Raw genomic sequence first — 20,561 nt, 5'->3', positions numbered from 1 at the left:
TGGCGCGCCACACCGGCCTCATCCCCGCAGGCCGTCCAGCACGACGCGCACCGCGAGCCGCGCCTGCGGGTCGTCGGGGCGCAGACCGCCGTGGCGCACGGCGTACGCGAGGCCGCACACCAGCAGCACGACGTCGCCCGCGTCCACGCCCGGCCGCAGGTCGCCGCGCTCGCGTGCGCGCGCCAGTGCGACGTCGACGCGGGTGAGCAGCGCGTCCCTCCGGCGGCCGGTCTCCTCGAGGTGCGGGTCGGGCCGGCCCATCACCCGCTCGAAGACGGGGTCGTCGACCATCAGGCGCACGTGCGCCTCGATCGCGTGCGCCAGCACGTCGTCACCGTCCGCGTCGAGCAGGGCACCGAGCTCGTCGAACCTGTCCCAGGCGAGCGTCTCCTCGAGCTCCTCGACGGTGGCGAAGTGCCGGTAGACCGTACCCACCCCGACACCCGCGGCCCGCGCGACGGCGTTCAGGCCGGTCGGCTCGCCCTCGGCAAGCAGGCGGTGACCTCAGCCTCGACGGCCGCCTTGCTCCCGTCAGTGCTCGCCACGGCGAGCCGCTGCACAACGTCCTGGAACGCCGTGCTGGCAAGGAGCTTCCCGACGTGGGAGTGGTCGATGATCCTGACGGCGTCGACGTCGATCTCGCCCAGGCTCGAAGCGCTGCCACCGGCGGTTCCGTTGCTGTAGAGAATCGTGACCTTCGGATTCTCGCCCCCCTTCCAGGGCGCGACGGACGTGATCTCGGCCAGGGCCTTCAGGCTCGATTCCTTCAGGATCGTCGACCCGTCATCGGCAAGGTCCAGCCACGCGAGGGCCTCCGCCGCACTGAGCGCCTGCTTCGTCGCTACCCGCTGCTCCAACCATCGGAACACACCGCCGGCCTCGACGGTCTGGCCAGCAATCACCGCCCGAGCGTCTACGATCTCCGCGTCCAGAATCTGCGCGTCACTCGCCGCTGCCGTCGTCACGAGATTTCTCCATCCGTCGGGACGCCGTCGGGGTATCCGAAGTCGACAAGCTGGTGCGCGGGGCGACCGCCGGTGCCGAGTTGCACACGGTCGTCCGGTGACCATCCGAACGTGGCGCCCTTCGCGGCCAGAAGCGCGAGCACGGCTTCCGCCGCCAACTCCTCCATCGCGAGCGCCTCGTCCTTGCCGCTGAACGCGTACTCGCCGACGCCATGCGTGAACGCGGCCGCGTGGCTGGTGCCGAACGTCGTGATCTGGTGCACCCGCGCACCGTCGACCTCGGCAGAGGGGTCGACCTCGAACGGAATCCTCGAGCCACGGAAGCACAGCGCGAACACACGGTGCCCACGCGGACCGTTCGTCCCGAGGTCTTCCAACCACACACCTCGGTCGTGGTCGACGACGTACCACGCATTCGAGCGGTAGGTCAGGTCCGAGGGCATGCGTTCGTAACGGAACATCTCGACTCCTCGAGATCGGCCCTGCACCCCTGGGGGCCCCGGTCGCGTGCGACGCACCACCGCGGCGGTCGCGAACTAGCGCATCCCGGCTGGTGGCGGGCGGTTTTCCGCGATTCGCTCTCCCTGGGGCAAGGTGGGCACGTCGCCACCGCGCCACACCTGAACGTCCTGCGAGGGCGGGGCCGGCCGACGCCAGAGCGCCGCGCGCGCATATCCGCACGCGTCGCGTCAGCCGGCAGCGGGGGCCGGGTCGAGGTGCGCCTCGACAGCGCGTCCGGCGCGGTGGTCGGCACGTGCACGATGCCGTCGTCGGCGGCTGGCAGACGTGGACGAACGTCAGCTGCCCGGCCAGCGGCGCGACCGGCACCCAGGACCTGGTGCCGCGGTTCACCGGGGGCAGCGGGAACCTCTTCAACGTCACCAGCCGGCAGCTCACGCGCGGCGGGGGCGGCGGCCCGACGCCCACGCCGACCCCGGCCCCCACTCCCCCACCCTCCGGTGACGTCCGGATCACCAACCGCGCCAGCGGCAAGGTCATAGACGTGCAAGCCCCCAACCGCGACGACCTCGCGGTGGTCGGCCAGTGGACGAGCAACGGCCAGCCGTGGCAGCGGTGGCAGGTGGTCGACGCGGGCGGCGGCTACTCGACCGTGCGCAGCGTCAACAGCGGCAAGTGCGACGCTCACGACGTCGAGGCCCCGCGTGGAGATCCACCCGCTGGGCATCGGCGGCAAGGAGGACCCGGTCCGCATGGTGTTCGACACCGACGCGGGCCCGGGCGTCGTGGTCTCGCTGGCGGACATGCGCGAGCGCTTCCGCCTGACGGCCAACGTCGTCGACGTCGTGCCACCCACGGCCGACCTGCAGCACCTGCCCGTCGCGCGTGCCGTGTGGGAGCCCCGCCCGGACTTCACGACGTCGTCGGAGTGCTGGCTGACCGCCGGAGGAGCGCACCACACCGTCCTGTCGACGGCCGTGGGCATCGAGGCGTGGGAGATCTTCGCCGAGCTGGCGCGCACCGAGCTGCTGGTCATCGACGAGTCCACGACCCGTCGCGGCTTCGCGGACCAGGTGCGGTGGAACCAGGTGTACTACCGGGTCGCGCAGGGCCTCTGACGCGCCACGCACGACGAGGGCGGGCCGCCGGTCATGGCGTGGGGTCGTCGACCGTGGGCAGGAGGTCGACGCTGACGACGTTGTCCTCGTTGCCGGTGACACCGAGCGCTCGTCGAACCTGCTCGGAGCACGGTGCGTCGTCGAACGTCACCGTCGCTGTCCTCCGTTCGATCTCGACGTCGAAGCACGCGGCTGCGGCGACCTGGGACTTCAGCGGTCCCGCGACCGAGCCGAGCGCGGCACCTCGCCAGGTCGCCCGGCCGTCGTGGAAGCCGGTCGGGTCGAGCGATCCCTCGAAGCGGTCGCCGACCTCCGCGGTGACGAAGACCTCGAACTCCTCGTCCGGGAGCGGGCCCGCGTCCTCCAGGAGCTCCCCCAGGAGCGACCGCAGGTAGCGCACGCGGTCGAGCGCTGCGCCGCGGGCCTCGCCCGCGCGGTCGCGCCCGGGAGCGCACCCCGCGGTCGTCCCCGCCAGAGCGAGGACGACCGCCAGGGCGACGGTCCACCGACGGTGTCTCACGGCACGGGCGGATTGAGCGTGAGGTCCATCGCCCACGCGTAGTCGAGGTAGCCCTCGCCCTAGCTCCTGGAGTGCGAGCGCGTCGTCCTCGGGCACCCGGTACGGCTCGATGCCGTGCGAGACCTGCGCCTTGCGGCTGAACCCGAACGAGGTCACCTGGTGCATGCTGACGCCGTCCACGTCCGCCCTGGTGTCGACCTCGAAGGGGATCGTGGTCCCGCCGACGCACAGCGCGAACACCCGGTGCCCGACCGGGCCGTTCGTGCCGAGGCTCCCCAACCAGACGTCACGCTCTCGGTCGACCACGTACCACGCGGCGCTCCGCCAGGTCAGGTCCGACGGCATGCGTTCGTAACGGAACATCGCGACTCCTCGACGTCGGCCAGCACCCCTGAGCCCCCGGTCGTGTGCGACGCACCACCGCGGCGACCGCAAACTAGCGGATCGTCCCGGCCGGTGGTGGACAGTTTGCGACGATGATCCGCCCTGCCATGTCGCACCCGAGCACCCGCGCCCTCAGAAGCCGCCGAAGGTGTGGTTCGCGGCCGTGTGGCACCGTGGACGGGTGACGCCCACCGTTGAGGTGCATCCCGCCACCGTCGAGCGTTTCGACGACGTCGCAGTCGTCCTCGCGCCGCGCGACCCCGACGCGGCCGCGTGCTGGTGCCTCAGCTACCGGGTCCCGAACCAGGAGTTCCGCGGCCTCACCGGCCCGGACCGCCCGGCGCGGCTGCGCCGGTACGCGGAGGAGGGGACGCCGCCGGGCGTCGTCGCCTACGTCGACGGCGAGCCGGCCGGGTGGTGCTCGGTGAGCCCGCGCAGCAGCCACCACCGCCTCGCCCGGTCGCGGACGATCCCCACCGTGGACGACGTCCCGGTGTGGAGCGTCGTGTGCCTCGTCGTCCGGCCCGGGTTCCGCCGCCAGGGGCTGGCCCGGCACCTGCTCGACGGTGCGATCGACTACGCCCGCTCGCAGGGGGCGCCGATGCTCGAGGCCTACCCCGTCGACCCGGAGGGCGGCCGGATCAGCGCGGCACTCGCGTACGTCGGCACGACAGGGCTCTTCGAGTCCGCGGGCTTCGAGCGGGTCGTCGAGACGGACTCGCGGTCCGGCGGCCTGGCACGGCGGCTCCTGCGGCTGCCGCTGGTGCCGTGACGGCGTCGGCTGCCGGATACGGCACCCCGTGCTCCGAGGCCGCCGTACGGTGGAACCATCGAGCGACGCAGAGGAGCGAGCCCGTGCCCGCAGATGACGAAGCTCCGAACCCCGCGGTGAGCCCCGCGGTGATCCCTGCCGAGGCCCTGCGCCTGGGGCGTGGCCGCACGCTGCGGTTCGAGGGCGTGCACCACGGCTCCGGCGTCAGCTTCTTCCTCGTCGACAACGACCCGGGGCAGGGGCCGACGCTGCACCGGCACCCGTACACCGAGACGTGGGTCGTCCTGGAGGGCGAGGCCACCATCCGCATCGGTGACCACGAGGTCGTCGCCAGGGTGGGTGACACCGCCGTCGTGCCGCCCGACACCTGGCACCGGTTCACCAACACCGGCCACGGCGTCCTGCGGATGGTGTGCATCCACGCGTCACCGGTGATGATCCAGGAGAACGCCGAGGCATGACGACTATGAGCAGTGTCAGACTGGGTTGACATCCGCATGGGTGTCAGACCAGGCTGACACCCATGGACCTCAGGCAGGTGGAAGCAGCCGCGCTGACGGACGACCCTCGTGACGGGCTGCGGACCGTCCTCGCCCTGCACCGCCTGGCGGACAGGCTCGAGGACCTGCACGTGGCGCGCGCCCGGGAGCAGGGCATGTCCTGGGCTGACATCGCCGCGGAGCTCCAGGTGACCCGCCAGACCGTCCACAAGAAGCACACCCGACCCCGCGGCGCACGCAGATGGAGCAGCGATGCTGATCTATGACGACACGTTCGCCACGGCGATGACGGCGACGCAGGCCGAGGCGACCGCCCTGGGCGCGCGCGCCTACGGCTCTGAGCACGTCCTGCTCGGGCTCCTCGTCGCCGACGACGAGCTGACGCGTCAGGTCGTCGGGTCGTTCCCCGCCCTGACGCCCGCAGCGGTGCGGGACGCCGTGCGTGGCGCCCTGGACGACGCACCCCACCTGGCCCGGCTGGGCCTCGCCGCCCCCGACCCCACGGTGAGCACCGGGGCGACGGCCGGTCGGCAGCCCCGCCTCAAGCACCTGCCCGAGCTGCAGTCGGCGCTGAACCAGGCGTCCGCGAAGTGGGCGCACCTGCGCAAGACCGGCGTCGTGCCGAAGGAGGGCAAGGTGGGCAGCACGGTCCTGTGGCTCGCCGTCCTGGAGCAGCCCGCACGCTCGCCACACCTGCTCCGCGCGATGGGGATCGACCCCGACGGCGTGCGCACGGCGGTCCTGTCCGCCGCCGTGCCGGCCGGCACCGAGGCGCCCGCGTGGCCGGCCAAGGCCCCGACCAGCCTGTTCACCCGGCTCGTCCACCGGTTCTTCGGGCGGACGATCGTCGCCGACTGAGTCGCACGGCCCGCCGTCGACACCCCCGACCACCGACGCAGGGGTGAGGGCGTGGGCCGCACCGGCCCACGCCCTCACCCTCGGACACGTCAGCCGCGGGTCGCCATGTCCCGGGCGGCCACCAGACCGAACACGGCCGCCGGACCGATCGTCGAGCCCGGACCGGGGTAGGTGCGGCCCATCACGGAGGCCGACACGTTGCCCGCCGCGTACAGGCCCTCGATCACCGAGCCGTCCGCGCGCAGCGCCCGCGCCCGCTCGTCCGTGACGATGCCGCCCTTGGTGCCCAGGTCACCCAGGACGACGCGGAACGCCGTGAACGGGCCCTTCTCGATCGGGCCCAGGTTCGGGTTCGGGTGGACCGTCGGGTCACCGTAGTAGCGGTCGTACGCGGAGTTCCCGCGAGCGAAGTCGCCGTCGATGCCGGCACGGGTGAACCCGTTGAACCGGGCGACGGTGGCGCGCAGGGTCTCGGGGTCCATGCCGGTCGCGTCGGCGAGCTCCGCCAGGGTCCGGGCCTTCACCGTGATCCCCTGCTCGGTCATCGCACGGTTCGCGCGCGGGTCCAGCGCGAACGTCCGCAGGTAGCGCCGCGCGTGGCGTGCGTCCGCGACGAGCCAGTACGGACCGACGCCCTTGTCGTGCTCGAGCATGTGGTGACCGAGGTCGACGTACGACTCCGACTCGTTGGCGAACCGCGCCCCGGCCTTGTCCACCATGATCGAGTACGGCATCGACCGCTCCCCGACGATGAACGACGGCGCACCGCCCGCCACGGGCGCGACCGACGCCCCCCACCACGCGTCGTCCATGAGCTCCAGGTCCGCGCCGTTGCGCTGCGCGATCTCGATCGCCGCGCCGATGTTCCCCGGGTTGCCCGACGTCGCGTGCTCGATGCCGTGGTGCTCCCGCCGCCACTGCGAGTTCGCGTCGAACCCGCCCGCCGCGATCATGACGCCGCGGCGCGCACCCACCGTGACCTCCTTGCCGTCGCGGGACACCCGGACGCCAGCGACACGGCCGTCGACGACGACCAGGTCCTCCAGAGGGCTGTCGAGCCACAGCGGCACCTGGTGCTTCACGAGCACCGCGTGCCCGAACGCGGTGGCGAAGGCGTTGCCGATGCCCACGAGCCGCTTGCCCGTGACCACACCGCCGAGGATCCGGAACACGACCTGCGCACCGCGGACCATCCCGCTCGGGGTCGACCAGGCGCGGCCGAGCAGCCACACGTCGTCCGTCTTGGCCGGCAGCGGGATCGCACCGCGCAGCGACTTCCACCACGAGCCGAGCAGCTTGGAGTCCAGCGGCTTGACCTCGATCGCCCGCCCGATCCGCCCGCCGGGCAGCTCCGGGTAGTAGTCGGGGTAGTCCGCGGCCCGCGCGAACACCACCCCGTTCTTCTCCGCGGTCGTCACCAGGTCCTCGACGCCGTCGACGAACGCCTCCTTGCGGGCACGGGACGCCGCACGACCCTCGTCGCCGACCGTCGCCTCGAGGTACGCGAGCGCGTCCTCGCGGGAGTCGGCCGCCCCCGCACGGGCCATGAGCGGGTTGTTCGGCAGCCACATGCCACCGCCCGACATCGCCGTCGAGCCACCCCACTTGTCCGTGCTCTCCAGCAGTAGCACGGACAGGCCCTCGTCGACGGCACCCATCGCCGTCGCGAGCCCCGCCCCTCCCGTGCCGACGACGACGACGTCGTACGTGTGGTCGAACTCCACGTCACACCTCCTCCGCGAGGCCGGGCGCCGGTGCCCGACCCGTGCGCGGCCGGCGCCGTCGACAGGGGTCGACGAGCGTCCCGGTGCGAAACGACCGGGCGGGCCGCGCACCAGTGGCATCGACAGCGCACGACGTGGATCCGCAGGACCAAAGGCCCGCCTGCGTGCCCGCCACCTGCGAAGCGGCAGGCGGAACGCGGACGTGGTCTCGTCGTCGTCAGTGGGGTTCAGGAGCCCCGGTCGTCGAGGTGCGCACCCACCGCACGAACGAACCAGGCGGGGTCGTCGAGCCAGGGGTAGTGGCCTGCGCCGGGCTGCACGGCGAGCGTGACTCGCGGGAAGACGGCCGCGTAGTCGGCCGCGCGGTCCGGCGGCAGCGCGACGTCGCGCTCGCCCGCGAGCAGCAGGACGGGGGCGCGCACGGCGGCGAGGCCGGCCCGGGTGCCGTCGACGTCGAGGTCGTCGGGGTAGTAGGCGGTCGCCGCTGCGTCGTTGCGCCCCGCGTCGAGCGCCGGGAGCAGGGCGCGGCGCTCGTCGTCCCAGCGCCCGTGGAGGAACGGCGTGATCGCGTCCGCGTCGGGGGGCCTGGCGTCACCGGACCAGATGCGCTCGAACGCGGCCCACGCCGCGGGGAACCAGGGCTCCGCACGACGACGACCCGCCACCGCGCGACGGTCCGCATCGGCGACCGCGACGCCCACCGCCCGCGGGCTCGGCGTCACGAGCACGAGGGTGCGGACCCGCTCGGGGTACCGCACCGCGTACAGGACCGCGACGGCCGCGCCTGCCGAGTGGGCGAGCAGGTCGACGTGGTCGACACCCAGCCGCGTACGCAGCGCCTCGAGGTCGTCGACCTGGCGGTCGCAGCGGTAGGTGGTGGGGTCGTTCGGCGCGTCCGAGCCGCCCGTGCCGCGCAGGTCCAGCAGGAGCATGGACCGACGCGACGCCAGCCCGCCGAGATCGCCTAGGTACCTCGATGCCTGCATCGGGCCGCCGGGCACGCACACGAGGGGCTCCCCCGCACCGGTCAGGTGCCCGACCAGCGCGGTGCCGTCCGCTCCGGCGAAGGCGATCCGGCCCGCGTCAGGGCCCTCGCTCACCCGACGTCGACCGGCCGCCGCTCGTCGGCGGTCCACTCCGAGAGCGACCCGTCGTAGACCGCGACCTCGGCGCCGGCGGTGACGAACGCCGCGAACGCGGGCACGGTCGCGGCGATGCCGCCGCCGCAGTAGGTCACGGCACCCCCGGAGTCGAGCACACCGCCGGCCTGCAGCCGGTCGCGGAGCTCGTCGGCGGGCAGGAACTGGCCGGTCTCCGGGTCGAGGAGCGTGAACAGCGGCAGGTTGAGGCTCCCGGGGATGCGGCCGCGGCGGGGGTACGGGCTGACCTCCTGCTCGCCGCGGAACGTCGCGGGGTCGAGGGCGTTGACCAGCCGGCCCCCGACGGCCCCGGACGAGATCTGCTCGACCTGCGGCAGCGTCGCCAGCAGCTCCGGACGCTCACGCGGCGTCAGCGTCGCGGGCGTCGCACGTGCGGCCTCGTCGTCGGCCGCGCCGGACGCGACGGCGAACCCGGCCGCCTGCCAGGTAGCCAGCCCACCGTCGAGCACGGAGACCTCGTCGTGCCCGAGCCAGCGCAGCAGCCACCACACGCGGGTCGCCCACGCGGAGCCGACGGTGTCGTAGACGACGACGTGCGTGTCGTCCCCGACCCCGAGCGCGCCGAACGCCGCCGCGAGCACCTCGGGCGACGGCACGGTGAACAGCTGCGGGGCGCTGGTGTCCGACAGCTCGTGCGTCACGTCGACGAATGCGGCCCCGGGCACGTGCGCCTCGAGGTACTGCTCCCTCAGCGGCTCCGCGGTGTACGGCTCAGCCTCGCCGTGCGTGGCGAGCGCGGCGGAGGCGTCGAGCACGAGCAGGGGCACGGTGCTCGCGGTGAGTGCGGCGTGCAGGGCCTCAGGAGTGAGGAGGGCGGGCAGAGCGGGTGCCATGTGCGGTCTCCTCGGAGAGGTCGAGTCGGCGTCTCCTCGACGCTACGCGAATCGGTAGACGACCGGGAGTGCAACGGTCACGTCCACGAGCGAACGCGCCGTGACGCGGAGCGGCTGGTGCAGGCCGAAGCCTGACTGCTCACGCCCCGCGGCGGGCGCGCTCCGCGTGGCTGCGGACCTTCATCCGGTTGCCGCACACCGCCATGGAGCACCACTTCGCGGTGCCGGGACGGCTGTGGTCCACCAGGAACAGGTTGCACTCGTCGTTCGCGCACGGGCGCAGGCGCCCGGGCAGCTGCTGCTGGACCCGCGACCAGGCCATGACAGCGCGCGCCGCGAGCCGCTCGTCCGCCGGGGCACTGAGCTCCCACCGGACGCCCGTCGCCGTCACCTCCGGCACGAGAGAGGCGTTGCGGAGCACCGCGGCCAGCTGCTCCTGCGCGTCGCCCTGCCCCCGGATCACCGCGTGCAGGGCAGCACGGGCTCGCCGGACGCTCGCCAGCTCGGACGCCGATCCCGCTCCCCCGAAGCAGGCGAGGAGCTCGCGCCCCGCCGCTCCCTCGAGCTGTTCGGTGACCGCGCCGTCGACGACAGGGCTGCTGTTGAGCACCGCCAGCAGCAGGTCCTCGTCCTCCACCATCCCCCCACCCTCCAACGCCCACCGGCTCCACGTCGACCGTTGCCGACGTCACGACCCGATGCTACGGTCCGCTAACCACTTACTCAACTGTTAGGGGTTAGCCATGTTCCGGACGCACCACCGCACCGTCACCGTCAGCGGGCTCGAGGTGTTCTACCGCGAGGCGGGGCCGCAGGACGCCCCGGTGATCCTGCTCCTGCACGGGTACCCGACGAGCTCGCACATGTTCCGCCACCTCATCCCGGCCCTGTCGGACACGTACCGCGTCATCGCCCCGGACCACATCGGGTTCGGCCGCTCGTCGGCACCGTCCGCCGAGGACTTCGACTACACCTTCGACGCCCTCGCCGACGTGACCGCCGCGTTCGTCAAGGCACTCGGCGTCGAGCGGTACACCGTGTACGTCCAGGACTACGGCGCACCGATCGCCTGGCGCCTCGCACTGGCCGACCCCACCGCCGTCGAGGGCGTCATCTCGCAGAACGGCAACGCGTACGAGGAGGGCTTCGTCCCGGACTTCTGGGAGCCGATCTGGGCGGACGCGGCGCACCGCACGGCGAGCACCCGGGACGCGCTGCGCCCCGCGCTGGGTCGGGCGGCGGTCGAGTGGCAGTACACGCACGGCGTGCCGGATCCGACACTGGTCGACCCCGACGCCTGGGAGCACGACATCACGCTGCTGGAGCGACCCGGCCAGGACCTCGTCCAGCTGGACCTCTTCCGCGACTACGCGAGCAACCGCGACCTCTACCCCGCGCTGCACGACTGGCTCCGCACGTCCGGCGTCCCGGTGCTCGCCATCTGGGGCCGCAACGACGAGATCTTCGCGGCGGCCGGCGCCGAGGCGTTCCTGCGGGACGCGCCCGGCGCGCGGGTCGAGCTGCTCGACGCGGGGCACTTCCTGCTCGAGACGCACCTCGGCGAGGTGGCCGCGTCGATCCGGGACTGGCGCGGAACGTTCTGACGCCCGCGTCCGGTGGCGAGGCACCGGCGCGCCATCCTCGCCACCGGGCCCGAGGTCGGGCGTCGCCCTGGCGCACCGCGAGGCGACCGGGACCCCGGCAACAGGCTCAGCCGACCTCGACCGAGCGCCCGTCGTCCGCCGTCCACTCCGAGAGGGAGCTGTCGTCGGGTCGAGGAGCGTGAACAACGGCAGGAGCCGCCGATCCTGCAGGTGGAGAGCCGCGCAGTCCATGCGGGTGGTGTGACCCCAGGCCGAAGGTGTGCTCGGTCTGGGGTCACACTCACAAGGCTCACTGCGTCAGCGAGCTGCGGCCTCGGTCTCGCTGTCCTTGATGCCGAGGTTGGCGTAGGTGACCGGGTTCGCGTACTCGGTGACGCGGGCGACAAGGCCATCGCTGACCTCGATCTTGAACACGTACACGTTGCGGTACTCGAGCCCTTCCGCGGATGACAGGATGTCACCGCGTGCCTCCATGAACGCAGTGCGACCGTCCATGCTGGCGTGCCACTCCTGATCGAGGAACGCGACCCGATCGAACTTGGCTGCCACCGCCTCGATGTATCCGCGGACCTGCGTCTGTCCGTCGAAGAAGTACCAGGGGGTGGGAGAGCCATCGATCCCCAGTGCAATCGTCAGGGTGGCGTCCTCAGCGAGGAGCGCGGCCGCCGCTTCGGGATTGCGACCCGCGAAGGCGTTCATGAACTGCTGGGCCAACTGCAGTGCGGTGAGCTGCGTGTTCGTCATGTGCATTCCTTTGGAGTGGACGGCGACACCTCGGAGGGGGTGCCGCTCGTTGTCGAGAAAGCTATGACGCTTCCCAGAGGCGAGGAAGGCACGCAGGGTCGTGGTACTGTCAGCACCACCCTTCTGAAGCGCGCGGGGAGGATAGTGGGGTGCCGACACCATTAGCCAAGGCCCTTCGGGGTCTTCGTGAGCGCACGCAGCCCGAGGACGTCGGATATCCGGCCGGGGGGCGGCGAAGGGTTCCAGGATTACGACGTGAAGAGGTCGCCGCGCTGGCGAACTTGTCGGTGGACTATGTGGTGCAGATGGAACAGGGGCGTGCTGACCGGCCGTCTGCTGCGGTGGTGGCGGCGCTGTGCCGAGCACTTTCGGTCTCGCGGCACGACAGGGATCATTTGTATCTCGCGGCCGGCCTCCATCCGCCGAGCCAGCAATTCATCTCCCAGCACATCCCCGCGGGCGTCCAGCGAATCACCCGGCAGCTTCACGGCTGTCCGGTCGCGGTCTACGACGCTGCGTGGACTCTTCTCGCGAGAAATCCTATGTGGGTTGCCCTCCACGGCCCCAACGTGTCCGAGCTCGGTGAGAACCTTGTCGCGTTGGTTTTCCTCCGCGACGGCCTCCACCGACTGCCGGACCTGGGCCACCGGGAACGGTTCAAGGCTACGTTAGTCTCGGACCTGTTGATCTCTTATGGTCGGTACCCGCACGATGTGCGGTTCCGTCGGTTCGTCGAGGAGATGCGACGCGACTCGGAAGACTTCGCACGACGATGGGCATCGACGGCGCCTCAGACTTTTGGAGTCGAGAAGAAGACTGTTCACCATCCCGTCCTCGGGGATGTCACCCTCGATTGCGACGTATTCGCCCACTCGGAGGAGGACCTGCGCATAGTCGTGTACACGGCAGCAGGTTCGGATCAGGCGGCACAGCAGCTCGCCTTTCTCGACGCGCTCAGCACCGGGTAGTTGGAGCCGATCGATGACCGCTCGCTCTGCACGAGTTGCTGGTCGTCAACCAACTGGCGGTGGGCGCAGCGGCGACGGTGTCGCGGAGGTGACCGAGGTCCAGCGGGCGAGGGTGACTCCGCCAGCGCAAATCAATGGGTCGCGGAGTGGATCTCGTCACGGGGCACCGCGTCACGGAGCGGACCGATGCCGATGCTCAGAGCTCCTCGCGCGAACCTGACGCGGCCCCCGTGACCTGCAGGTCACGGGGGCCGCGGCGGCGTCCGGCAGGACTCAGAAGTCCCAGTCGTCGTCCTCGGTGTTGACGGCCTTGCCGATGACGTACGACGAGCCCGACCCGGAGAAGAAGTCGTGGTTCTCGTCGGCGTTGGGGCTCAGCGCGGAGAGGATCGCCGGGTTGACGTCCGTCTCGTCGCGCGGGAACAGCGCCTCGTAACCCAGGTTCATCAGGGCCTTGTTGGCGTTGTAGCGCAGGAACTTCTTGACGTCCTCGGTCAGGCCGAGCTCGTCGTAGAGGTCCTGCGTGTACTCCACCTCGTTGTCGTACAGCTCGAAGAGCAGGTTGAACGTGTACTCCTTGAGCTCGGCGCGCTCGGCCGGCGACACCAGCTCCAGGCCCTTCTGGAACTTGTAGCCGATGTAGTACCCGTGCACGGCCTCGTCGCGGATGATCAGGCGGATCAGGTCGGCCGTGTTCGTCAGCTTGGCGCGCGACGCCCAGTACATGGGCGCGTAGAAGCCCGAGTAGAAGAGGAACGACTCGAGCATCGTCGAGGCGACCTTGCGCTTGAGCGGGTCGTCGCCGCGGTAGTAGTCGAGGACGATCTCGGCCTTGCGCTGCAGGTTCGGGTTCTCCTCCGACCAGCGGAACGCCTCGTCGATCTCCTTGGTGGAGATGAGCGTCGAGAAGATCGACGAGTACGACTTGGCGTGCACCGACTCCATGAACGCGATGTTCGTGTAGACGGCCTCCTCGTGCGGGGTGAGCGCGTCGGGGATGAGGCTGACCGCGCCGACGGTGCCCTGGATCGTGTCCAGCAGCGTCAGGCCCGTGAAGACGCGGGTCGTCATCGTCTTCTCGGCCTCGGTGAGGGTCGCCCAGGACTGGATGTCGTTGGAGACCGGCACCTTCTCGGGCAGCCAGAAGTTGCCGACGAGGCGGTCCCAGACCTCCGCGTCCTTCTCGTCCTGCAGCCGGTTCCAGTTGATCGCCGACACCCGGTCGACCAGCTTGATCTTGCCTGTGGGGCTCATGGCCTCTCTTCTCTCTCCGCGACCGCCACCGCATCCTGCTGGCAGTACGTGCATGTGGGGCTCGTCCGCCCCTGGTTGGTGTGATAGCGCGTGTTCGCGCTTCGTCTGCTCGAGGGCATCGGGCGCCCCTTGCGTGCTGCCGACATCTTCGCTCGGGTCTCGGCACTCGCCGACTTGCCGAAGTTCGGGTTCAGCTCACCCGTGCGGGACTCCGAGAGAGCGCGACGCTGCTCCTCGGCCATGAACCTCCCGTAGGCCGGGTGCTCCTCCCCGAAGCGTCCGAAGTTGGGGTTGGCCGCCCCGACGTTCTGACCTCGTCGACGCTCGGACCAGCGCGCACGCTGCTCCTGCGTGTGCCCCTGCCCGTAGAACGGGTTCTCGGCGCCGTAGCGGGACACCCCACGGCGACCGGTAGCCCGCCGCCGAGCGGCTTCGCGCTGCTCCTCGGTCCAGACGACACCCTTCGGGCCCAGCCCACCGTCCGTCAGGTTGAGCAGCCGATCACCCACCGCACGACGCTCGACGATCCACCGTGCCTCGGCGTGACCGAGATCGTCGCGCGAGGTACGGACCTCCTCGAGCACATCGACGACGACGTCGCTGTCGAGCTCGCGACGGAGCCAGTCGTAGAACGGGGTCTTCCGCCCTGCGCGGGCCTCCGCCGTGTGGCGCATGAGACGGCGCTGCACCGGCATCTCCGTCAGACCCACGTAGCGGTACTCGCGCGAGGACGCGAGTCGGATGCCGTAGACGTAGCCCACGGCACCCGACTCGTCGAGCCGATCGGTCATCGCCCTGCGACCGTCACAGCATGCAGCTGACGCAATTTTCCACCTCAGTCCCCTGCAGCGCCATCTGCCGCAGGCGGATGTAGTAGATCGTCTTGATGCCCTTCTTCCACGCGTAGATCTGCGCCCGGTTGAGGTCGCGCGTGGTGGCGGTGTCCTTGAAGAAGAGCGTGAGCGACAGGCCCTGGTCGACGTGCTGCGTCGCCTCGGCGTACGTGTCGATGACCTTCTCGAAGCCGATCTCGTACGCGTCCTGGTAGTACTCCAGGTTGTCGTTGGTCATGAAGGGCGCCGGGTAGTAGACGCGCCCGATCTTGCCCTCCTTGCGGATCTCGATCTTCGACGCGATCGGGTGGATCGAGCTCGTCGAGTGGTTGATGTAGGAGATCGAGCCGGTCGGCGGGACCGCCTGCAGGTTCTGGTTGTACAGGCCGTGCTCGGCGACGAGCGCGGCCAGCAGACGCCAGTCGTCCTGCGTGGGGATGCGCACCCCGGCCTCGTCGAACAGGGCCTGGACGCGCGCGGTGCGCGGCTTCCATTCCTTCTCGACGTACTTGGTGAAGTACTCGCCCGTCGCGTACGTCGACTTCTCGAACCCGTAGAACGACGAGCCGCGCTCCTGCGCGAGCAGGTTCGACGCACGGATCGCGTGGTACGCGACCGTGTAGAAGTAGATGTTCGTGAAGTCGAGGCCCTCGTCGGAGCCGTAGAAGATCCGCTCGCGCGCCAGGTACCCGTGCAGGTTCATCTGCCCCAGGCCGATGGCGTGCCCGCCGGCGTTGGCCTTCTTGATCGACGGCACCGACTCGATGCTCGTCTGGTCCGACACGGCCGTCAGGGCGCGGATCGCGGTCTCGACGGTCTTGCCCAGGTCCGGGGAGTCCATCGACAGCGCGATGTTCATCGAGCCCAGGTTGCAGGAGATGTCGCGGCCGACCTCGGCGTAGGACAGGTCCTCGTTGTACGTCGACGGCGTCGAGACCTGCAGGATCTCCGAGCACAGGTTCGAGTGCGTGATCTTGCCCTCGATCGGGTTGGCCCGGTTCACCGTGTCCTCGAACATGACGTACGGGTAGCCGGACTCGAACTGGATCTCCGCGAGGGTCTGGAAGAACTCGCGCGCGTTGATCTTGGTCTTGCGGATCCGCGCGTCGTCGACCATCTCGTAGTACTTCTCGGTGACGTTCACGTCGGCGAACGGCACGCCGTAGACGCGCTCGACGTCGTACGGCGAGAAGAGGTACATCGGCTCGTTCTTCTTCGCCAGGTCGAACGTGATGTCCGGGATGACGACGCCGAGCGACAGGGTCTTGATGCGGATCTTCTCGTCCGCGTTCTCGCGCTTGGTGTCGAGGAAGCGGTAGATGTCCGGGTGGTGCGCGTGCAGGTACACCGCGCCGGCGCCCTGACGCGCACCGAGCTGGTTGGCGTAGCTGAACGAGTCCTCGAGCAGCTTCATCACGGGGATGACGCCGGAGGACTGGTTCTCGATGTGCTTGATGGGCGCACCGTGCTCGCGGATGTTCGAGAGCAGCAGCGCCACGCCGCCGCCGCGCTTGGAGAGCTGCAGCGCGGAGTTGATGCCGCGCGCGATGGACTCCATGTTGTCCTCGATGCGCAGCAGGAAGCAGGAGACGGGCTCGCCGCGCTGCGCCTTGCCGAGGTTGAGGAACGTCGGGGTCGCGGGCTGGAAGCGGCCCGAGACGATCTCGTCGACGAGGTTGGTCGCGAAGGCCTCGTCACCCTCGGCCAGGGACAGCGCCACCATGCACACGCGGTCCTCGAAGCGCTCCAGGTACCGCTTGCCGTCGAACGTCTTCAGCGTGTACGACGTGTAGTACTTGAACGCGCCGAGGAACGTCTGGAAGCGGAACTTCTTCGAGTACGCGTGCTGGAAGAGCGACTTGATGAACGCGCGGTCGTACTGCGCGAGCACCGCCGGGTCGTAGTACCGGTTCTCGACGAGGTAGTCGAGCTTCTCGTCCAGGTCGTGGAAGAAGACCGTGTTCTGGTTGACGTGCTGCAGGAAGAACTCCCGCGCGGCCTGCCGGTCGGCGTCGAACTGGATCTTCCCGTCCGCGTCGTACAGGTTGAGCATCGCGTTCAGGGCGTGGTAGTCCAGCCCCGTCTGCTCTACGCGGGTATCTGTGACTGTCGCTGCCAAAATCTTCCCAATCCCTCGCGGACGCGGTTGACGTCCTCAGTGGTTCCCATGAGCTCGAAGGCGTACAGGTACGGCACGTGGCACTTCGCGGCCACGATGTCGCCCGCGATGCAGTACGCCTCTCCGAAGTTCGTGTTGCCGGCCGCGATGACGCCGCGGATCAGCGCACGGTTGTCCTCGTCGTTGAGGAACTTGACGACCTGACGCGGTACCGCGCCCCCTTCGTTGCCCCCGCCGTACGTGGGGACGACGAGCACGTACGGCTCGCTGACGCGCAGGAACCCGTCGGCCGGCCGCAGCGGGATGCGCTGCGCCGACAGTCCGAGCTTCTGGACGAAGCGGTGCGTGTTGTCTGACGCTGAGGAGAAGTAGACGAGCTGTGTCACGGCCTGACTCCTTCCCCCGCGACCTGCGGTGATCGACCGGACCTCGGACGCGCCGGGTCCTCGATCGCTACGGGTGCAGATCGACCGGCGCCTCGCGGCGCCGGCCGGCCTGTTCTCGATTGCCCGCCGGGCCGACGCGGCGTGAGCCATGCGTCGGCCCGGGGCGTGCGGGGCGGCGGACCGTGAGGCCCGCCGACGTCAGGCGACCTGCGTCGCCAGCTTCTCCGCGAGTGCCTTGATGCGGTCGGGGCGGTAGCCCGACCAGTTCTCCCCGCCGACGACGACGACGGGCGCCTGGAGGTGACCGAGCGACATGACGTAGTCACGCGCGTCGGCGTCCTCCGAGATGTCGACGACCGTGTAGTCGTGGCCGAGCTTGTCGAGGGCGCGGTACGTCGCCGTGCACTGGACGCAGGCCGGCTTGCTGTACACCGTGATGGTCATGTCTGCTCCCCCGAGCTCGTGGTCTGTGTGTGTTCGCCATGGCGGCCGCGTCACCCGGGGGCCGGGTGCCCGCGTCGCCCTCGTCGGCCCGTCGTGAGGCCCCCGGGAGGAACCTTCCGACCTGCTGACGAGGCCCGCGTGACATCCCTGTACTTCGGGGCGAGCCGTCTGCGTAGACACTACACCTGGGGTCTGACAGCGCAAGTCACTACTAAGTGTTGTGTTACACCCGTGTCGTTCTTCACCCTGTGGGCTTGGTCGCACACTACCTGTGGACACCGACAAGGCCCCCTGACGTGCGAGGACGCCGGGCCGCCACACGACACGCCGCGACCGCCCACATGAGCGTGCACAGGGCAGGGCGTGTCGTCCCCATGCCCGTCCACAGGCGATTCGGGCGCCCTGTCCGCTATGTCGCGACGGGCGCTCCGGCGCGTCGCGCGGCGACACCCCGGCAGAGGGCGCGGATCACACGGAGAGAAGCGGACGGAGACGCGCTCGGCGGTCCCGACAGCCGGCAGCAGGCCGCCGGTCGGGTCCCTTCTCCGGGTGCGCGCTCGGCCCAGGGCGTCCGGCCGGGACCGTGCCGGGTGCGCGTCGTCGCGCGCCCGGCACGGTCCGCTGGGCTCAGAACGACGTGAGCGCGCGGCCGAGGGCCGCGACGACGACCAGTCCGCCGACGGCCCAGGCGAGCATCGAGCCCAGGACGTAGCCGACGTAACGCAGGCGCTGGCGGGGGGTGCCCTCGAAGTACGGGGCGGGGGCCCAGCGGATGGTCTCGTTGAGGTGGCGCAGGCGGGTGCGCAGGGGCAGGGCGGCGGTCGTCGGACGACGATGCCAGGTGACGGCGGACACGGCGGTAACGCTCCTTGTGAGTGCGATGAGTACGAGGTGCCGGGGTCACCGGCACCGCTATCGTCTCACGATCTGGACGCGCCCCTAGGACCTAGTCCCCCTTGCGGACCAGGCCGTACGCCCCGACGGGTGACCACCGGTCAGGCGATCCGCAGGTGCTCGCCGGGCGACACCGGGCGGACCCCGTCGGGCCGCGCGCTCACGGCCTTCTCGAGCACCGACGTGATCTCCTCGCCCACCAGCTCGTGCCGCTCCAGCAGCGCGTCGCGCAGCGCCTCGACGAGGTCCCGGTTGCTCGCGAGCAGCCGCCGCACGGTGCCCCGCGCGCTGTCGAGGACCTCCTCCAGCTGCGCCCTCGCCGCCTGGTCCCCGATCACCGCGGAGACCAGGTCGCGGTCGGTCGCCGCGAACGACACCAGCGACCCCGTCATGCCCGCCGCACCGACCATCTGCGCCGCCGTCCGCGTGGCCGCCGCGAGGTCGGAGGCCGGCCCCGTGGTCGTCTGACCGAAGAACAGCTCCTCCGCGACCCACCCGCCCATGGCGATCTGCACGAGCGCCCGCAGGTCGTACTGCGTGTGGGTGTAGACCTCCTCGCAGTCCCCGTGCGCGAGCAGGCCCAGCGCCGAGCCGCGCTTGACGATCGTCAGGACCTCGAGGTTGCGGTTGGGCGCGACGAGCCACGCCGTGACGGCGTGCCCGGCCTCGTGCGTCGCGATGAGGTCGCGCTCGCCCTTCGTGTACGTGACCGGGTGGCCCAGCCCGACGAGCTCGGTGATGCGCGCCTGCTCGACGTCGACGAACGACATCGCGTCGTCACCGCGGCGCAGCGCGTTGACGAGGGCCTCGTCCAGCAGGTGCTCGACCATCACGGGCGTCCAGCCGCTGGTGGCGGCGGCGACCCGGTCACGGACCGCGGGCTCGTCGAGCTCGGGGTGGTGGGAGCGCCGGGCGAGGAAGTGGTCGACGAGCGCGCGGCGCCCGTGCGCGTCCGGCGGGTTGAACGTGAGCCGCCGGTCGAAGCGGCCCGGGCGCAGCAGCGCCGGGTCGAGGTGGTCCGCACGGTTGGTCGCGGCGATGAGCAGGATCGGGGCGCGCGTCGGGCGGCGCTGCATGAGCTGGCGGTGCGACGGCAGCAGCAGGTTCACCGCGGCGACCAGCCGGTTGTACAGCTTGTCGGAGCCCACGGGCTCGTCGAACGACTGCATCTGCACCAGCAGCTCGTTGACCACGCCACCCGTGCCCTCGGAGATCATCGCGTTGCGCACGACCCCGGTGCCCTGACCCGCCAGCATCGCCGACGGGGAGGGCAGCGCGACGAACGCGGCGGTCGGGTCCGCCCCCAGCAGGCCGCCACGACGCAGTGCGATCGCGTCGATCTCCTCGATGAACCCGATCGCGCCACCCTCCTTGCGGGCGGCGGTGCGCAGCGCCTTGAAGTACGTACGGATCTTGCGGGCTGTCGCGCCGTAGTACATCGACTGGAAGCTCGTCGCGGAGACGAACAGGAACGGCACGCCCGCCTCGGCGGCCATCGCCTTGGCGGTCAGCGTCTTGCCCGTCCCGGGCGGGCCCTCGAAGAGGATGCCGCGCCGGGGCGTGCCACCCATCTGGTCGGCGAAGCGGCGGTGCGTCTGGAACAGGTCGATGGAGCGGCGCACGTCGTCGACGATCGGGTCGATGCCGACCACGTCGTCGAGCGTGACGTCGACCTGCTCCGGCCGGTACGTGACGTGCGGCGAGCGCCCGGCGCCCACCTGGGTCCCCACGAGCAGCGCGATCAGCGCGACGAAGAACAGGACGGGCGCGACGACCAACGGGTCGACGTCCGGCAGCACGAGCAGCGGGCGGCCGGTCAGGGCCGACCACACCACGTACGCCTCGAGGGCGAGCACGACCAGGCACACCCGGATCACGCGCCGACGACGCACCCGCTCACGGTCGACGGCGATGTCGTGCGCGCCGAGCTGGGGGCGTGCGGGGGCGTCGGTCACGGGCAGACCCCTTCGTCAGGCGACGTCCGCGCGGGGGCCCGGCCGCCGCATCCGCGGTGGTTCCGCC

At 70.7% G+C, this 20,561-nt stretch carries 23 protein-coding genes and 2 pseudogenes; 9 read left to right on the top strand and 16 right to left on the bottom strand.

Going from position 1 to position 20,561, the window contains the following annotated elements; genetic code table 11:
- Window positions 1-18: 18 nt before the first annotated feature.
- Genes IR158_RS12865 through IR158_RS12855 form a run of 3 tightly spaced genes read right to left on the bottom strand, consistent with a single transcriptional unit; the run spans window position 19 to window position 1,426 of the window.
- A complete protein-coding gene (locus IR158_RS12865) occupies window positions 19-468 on the bottom strand; it encodes a TetR family transcriptional regulator (protein WP_291813662.1) in 450 nt (149 codons plus the stop codon).
- Window positions 465-965, bottom strand: coding sequence for a hypothetical protein (locus tag IR158_RS12860; protein ID WP_291813627.1), 501 nt, complete (start codon window positions 963-965; stop codon window positions 465-467). Before IR158_RS12860 ends, IR158_RS12865 begins: the two co-directional genes overlap by 4 nt.
- A complete protein-coding gene (locus IR158_RS12855) occupies window positions 962-1,426 on the bottom strand; it encodes a hypothetical protein (protein ID WP_291813664.1) in 465 nt (154 codons plus the stop codon). Before IR158_RS12855 ends, IR158_RS12860 begins: the two co-directional genes overlap by 4 nt.
- Between IR158_RS12855 and IR158_RS12850 the strand changes: the two genes are divergently transcribed.
- The 3 genes and pseudogenes from IR158_RS12850 to IR158_RS12840 form a co-directional block, all read left to right on the top strand.
- Entirely contained in the window at window positions 1,307-1,966 is a 660-nt protein-coding gene (locus IR158_RS12850; RefSeq protein ID WP_291813661.1) for a carbohydrate-binding protein, read from the top strand. The genes IR158_RS12855 and IR158_RS12850 overlap by 120 nt on opposite strands.
- 2 nt (window positions 1,967-1,968) lie before the next feature.
- A pseudogene (locus IR158_RS12845) lies at window positions 1,969-2,043 on the top strand (hypothetical protein); the annotation flags it as partial.
- A gap of 61 nt (window positions 2,044-2,104) precedes the next feature.
- Window positions 2,105-2,542 (top strand): annotated as a pseudogene (locus tag IR158_RS12840) (L-arabinose isomerase); the annotation flags it as partial.
- Between the two features lie 31 nt (window positions 2,543-2,573).
- Here the strand turns inward: IR158_RS12840 and IR158_RS12835 are convergent.
- The gene (locus IR158_RS12835; RefSeq protein WP_291813625.1) at window positions 2,574-3,425 is read right to left on the bottom strand and encodes a hypothetical protein; all 852 of its coding nucleotides are present in this window, start codon (window positions 3,423-3,425) and stop codon (window positions 2,574-2,576) included.
- Window positions 3,426-3,627: 202 nt separating this feature from the next.
- Between IR158_RS12835 and IR158_RS12830 the strand changes: the two genes are divergently transcribed.
- From IR158_RS12830 to IR158_RS12815, 4 genes are all read left to right on the top strand, one after another.
- Entirely contained in the window at window positions 3,628-4,218 is a 591-nt protein-coding gene (locus tag IR158_RS12830) for a GNAT family N-acetyltransferase (protein WP_291813623.1), read from the top strand.
- Between the two features lie 83 nt (window positions 4,219-4,301).
- Window positions 4,302-4,679, top strand: a complete 378-nt coding sequence (locus tag IR158_RS12825) for a cupin domain-containing protein (protein WP_291813622.1) — start codon at window positions 4,302-4,304, stop codon at window positions 4,677-4,679.
- A gap of 62 nt (window positions 4,680-4,741) precedes the next feature.
- Entirely contained in the window at window positions 4,742-4,984 is a 243-nt protein-coding gene (locus tag IR158_RS12820; RefSeq protein ID WP_291813621.1) for a helix-turn-helix domain-containing protein, read from the top strand.
- On the top strand, window positions 4,971-5,576 hold the full coding sequence (locus IR158_RS12815; RefSeq protein ID WP_291813619.1) for a Clp protease N-terminal domain-containing protein: 606 nt from the start codon (window positions 4,971-4,973) through the stop codon (window positions 5,574-5,576). Before IR158_RS12820 ends, IR158_RS12815 begins: the two co-directional genes overlap by 14 nt.
- Window positions 5,577-5,665: 89 nt before the next feature.
- On the opposite strand, the gene IR158_RS12810 is transcribed toward IR158_RS12815, so the two are convergent.
- From IR158_RS12810 to IR158_RS12795, 4 genes are all read right to left on the bottom strand, one after another.
- Entirely contained in the window at window positions 5,666-7,300 is a 1,635-nt protein-coding gene (locus tag IR158_RS12810; protein ID WP_291813617.1) for an FAD-binding protein, read from the bottom strand.
- Window positions 7,301-7,527: 227 nt separating this feature from the next.
- Window positions 7,528-8,301, bottom strand: coding sequence for an alpha/beta fold hydrolase (locus IR158_RS12805; RefSeq protein WP_291813659.1), 774 nt, complete (start codon window positions 8,299-8,301; stop codon window positions 7,528-7,530).
- A 95-nt stretch (window positions 8,302-8,396) separates the two neighbouring features.
- Window positions 8,397-9,293 carry a sulfurtransferase gene (locus tag IR158_RS12800; protein WP_291813615.1) on the bottom strand — a complete coding sequence of 299 codons (897 nt, stop codon included), beginning with the start codon at window positions 9,291-9,293 and terminating at the stop codon, window positions 8,397-8,399.
- Window positions 9,294-9,432: 139 nt separating this feature from the next.
- Entirely contained in the window at window positions 9,433-9,933 is a 501-nt protein-coding gene (locus tag IR158_RS12795) for a CGNR zinc finger domain-containing protein (RefSeq protein ID WP_291813612.1), read from the bottom strand.
- A 103-nt stretch (window positions 9,934-10,036) separates the two neighbouring features.
- On the opposite strand from IR158_RS12795, the gene IR158_RS12790 reads away from it, so the two are divergent.
- Window positions 10,037-10,897, top strand: coding sequence for an alpha/beta hydrolase (locus tag IR158_RS12790; RefSeq protein ID WP_291813610.1), 861 nt, complete (start codon window positions 10,037-10,039; stop codon window positions 10,895-10,897).
- Window positions 10,898-11,194: 297 nt separating this feature from the next.
- Here IR158_RS12790 and IR158_RS12785 read toward each other — a convergent pair whose 3' ends face one another.
- Window positions 11,195-11,641, bottom strand: a complete 447-nt coding sequence (locus tag IR158_RS12785; RefSeq protein WP_291813608.1) for a nuclear transport factor 2 family protein — start codon at window positions 11,639-11,641, stop codon at window positions 11,195-11,197.
- A 149-nt stretch (window positions 11,642-11,790) separates the two neighbouring features.
- Here IR158_RS12785 and IR158_RS12780 point away from each other — a divergent pair, with 149 nt between their 5' ends.
- On the top strand, window positions 11,791-12,609 hold the full coding sequence (locus tag IR158_RS12780) for a helix-turn-helix transcriptional regulator (RefSeq protein ID WP_291813606.1): 819 nt from the start codon (window positions 11,791-11,793) through the stop codon (window positions 12,607-12,609).
- Window positions 12,610-12,882: 273 nt separating this feature from the next.
- Here IR158_RS12780 and nrdF read toward each other — a convergent pair whose 3' ends face one another.
- The 7 genes from nrdF to IR158_RS12745 all read right to left on the bottom strand — a co-directional run bounded on the left by nrdF (window position 12,883) and on the right by IR158_RS12745 (window position 20,494).
- Window positions 12,883-13,863, bottom strand: coding sequence for a class 1b ribonucleoside-diphosphate reductase subunit beta (nrdF, locus tag IR158_RS12775; protein WP_291813604.1), 981 nt, complete (start codon window positions 13,861-13,863; stop codon window positions 12,883-12,885).
- Window positions 13,860-14,654 (bottom strand): NUMOD3 domain-containing DNA-binding protein, encoded by a 795-nt coding sequence (locus IR158_RS12770; protein WP_291813602.1) that lies wholly within the window; start codon window positions 14,652-14,654, stop codon window positions 13,860-13,862. Before IR158_RS12770 ends, nrdF begins: the two co-directional genes overlap by 4 nt.
- Before the next feature lie 13 nt (window positions 14,655-14,667).
- Window positions 14,668-16,815, bottom strand: coding sequence for a class 1b ribonucleoside-diphosphate reductase subunit alpha (gene nrdE / locus IR158_RS12765; protein WP_291813601.1), 2,148 nt, complete (start codon window positions 16,813-16,815; stop codon window positions 14,668-14,670).
- The gene (gene nrdI, locus IR158_RS12760) at window positions 16,785-17,201 is read right to left on the bottom strand and encodes a class Ib ribonucleoside-diphosphate reductase assembly flavoprotein NrdI (protein WP_291813599.1); all 417 of its coding nucleotides are present in this window, start codon (window positions 17,199-17,201) and stop codon (window positions 16,785-16,787) included. Before nrdI ends, nrdE begins: the two co-directional genes overlap by 31 nt.
- Window positions 17,202-17,399: 198 nt before the next feature.
- Window positions 17,400-17,645 (bottom strand): glutaredoxin-like protein NrdH, encoded by a 246-nt coding sequence (nrdH, locus tag IR158_RS12755; protein WP_227577913.1) that lies wholly within the window; start codon window positions 17,643-17,645, stop codon window positions 17,400-17,402.
- A gap of 627 nt (window positions 17,646-18,272) precedes the next feature.
- Window positions 18,273-18,500, bottom strand: coding sequence for a chemotaxis protein CheW (locus tag IR158_RS12750; RefSeq protein WP_291813596.1), 228 nt, complete (start codon window positions 18,498-18,500; stop codon window positions 18,273-18,275).
- 140 nt (window positions 18,501-18,640) lie between these two features.
- Window positions 18,641-20,494 carry an AAA family ATPase gene (locus IR158_RS12745; protein WP_291813594.1) on the bottom strand — a complete coding sequence of 618 codons (1,854 nt, stop codon included), beginning with the start codon at window positions 20,492-20,494 and terminating at the stop codon, window positions 18,641-18,643.
- Window positions 20,495-20,561 lie beyond the last annotated feature (67 nt).

This window comes from Cellulomonas sp. (assembly GCF_015234515.1).
Taxonomy (GTDB): domain Bacteria; phylum Actinomycetota; class Actinomycetes; order Actinomycetales; family Cellulomonadaceae; genus Cellulomonas.
Note: the sequence above shows the minus strand (reverse complement) of the source record. Positions and strands in the feature narration are given on the sequence as shown.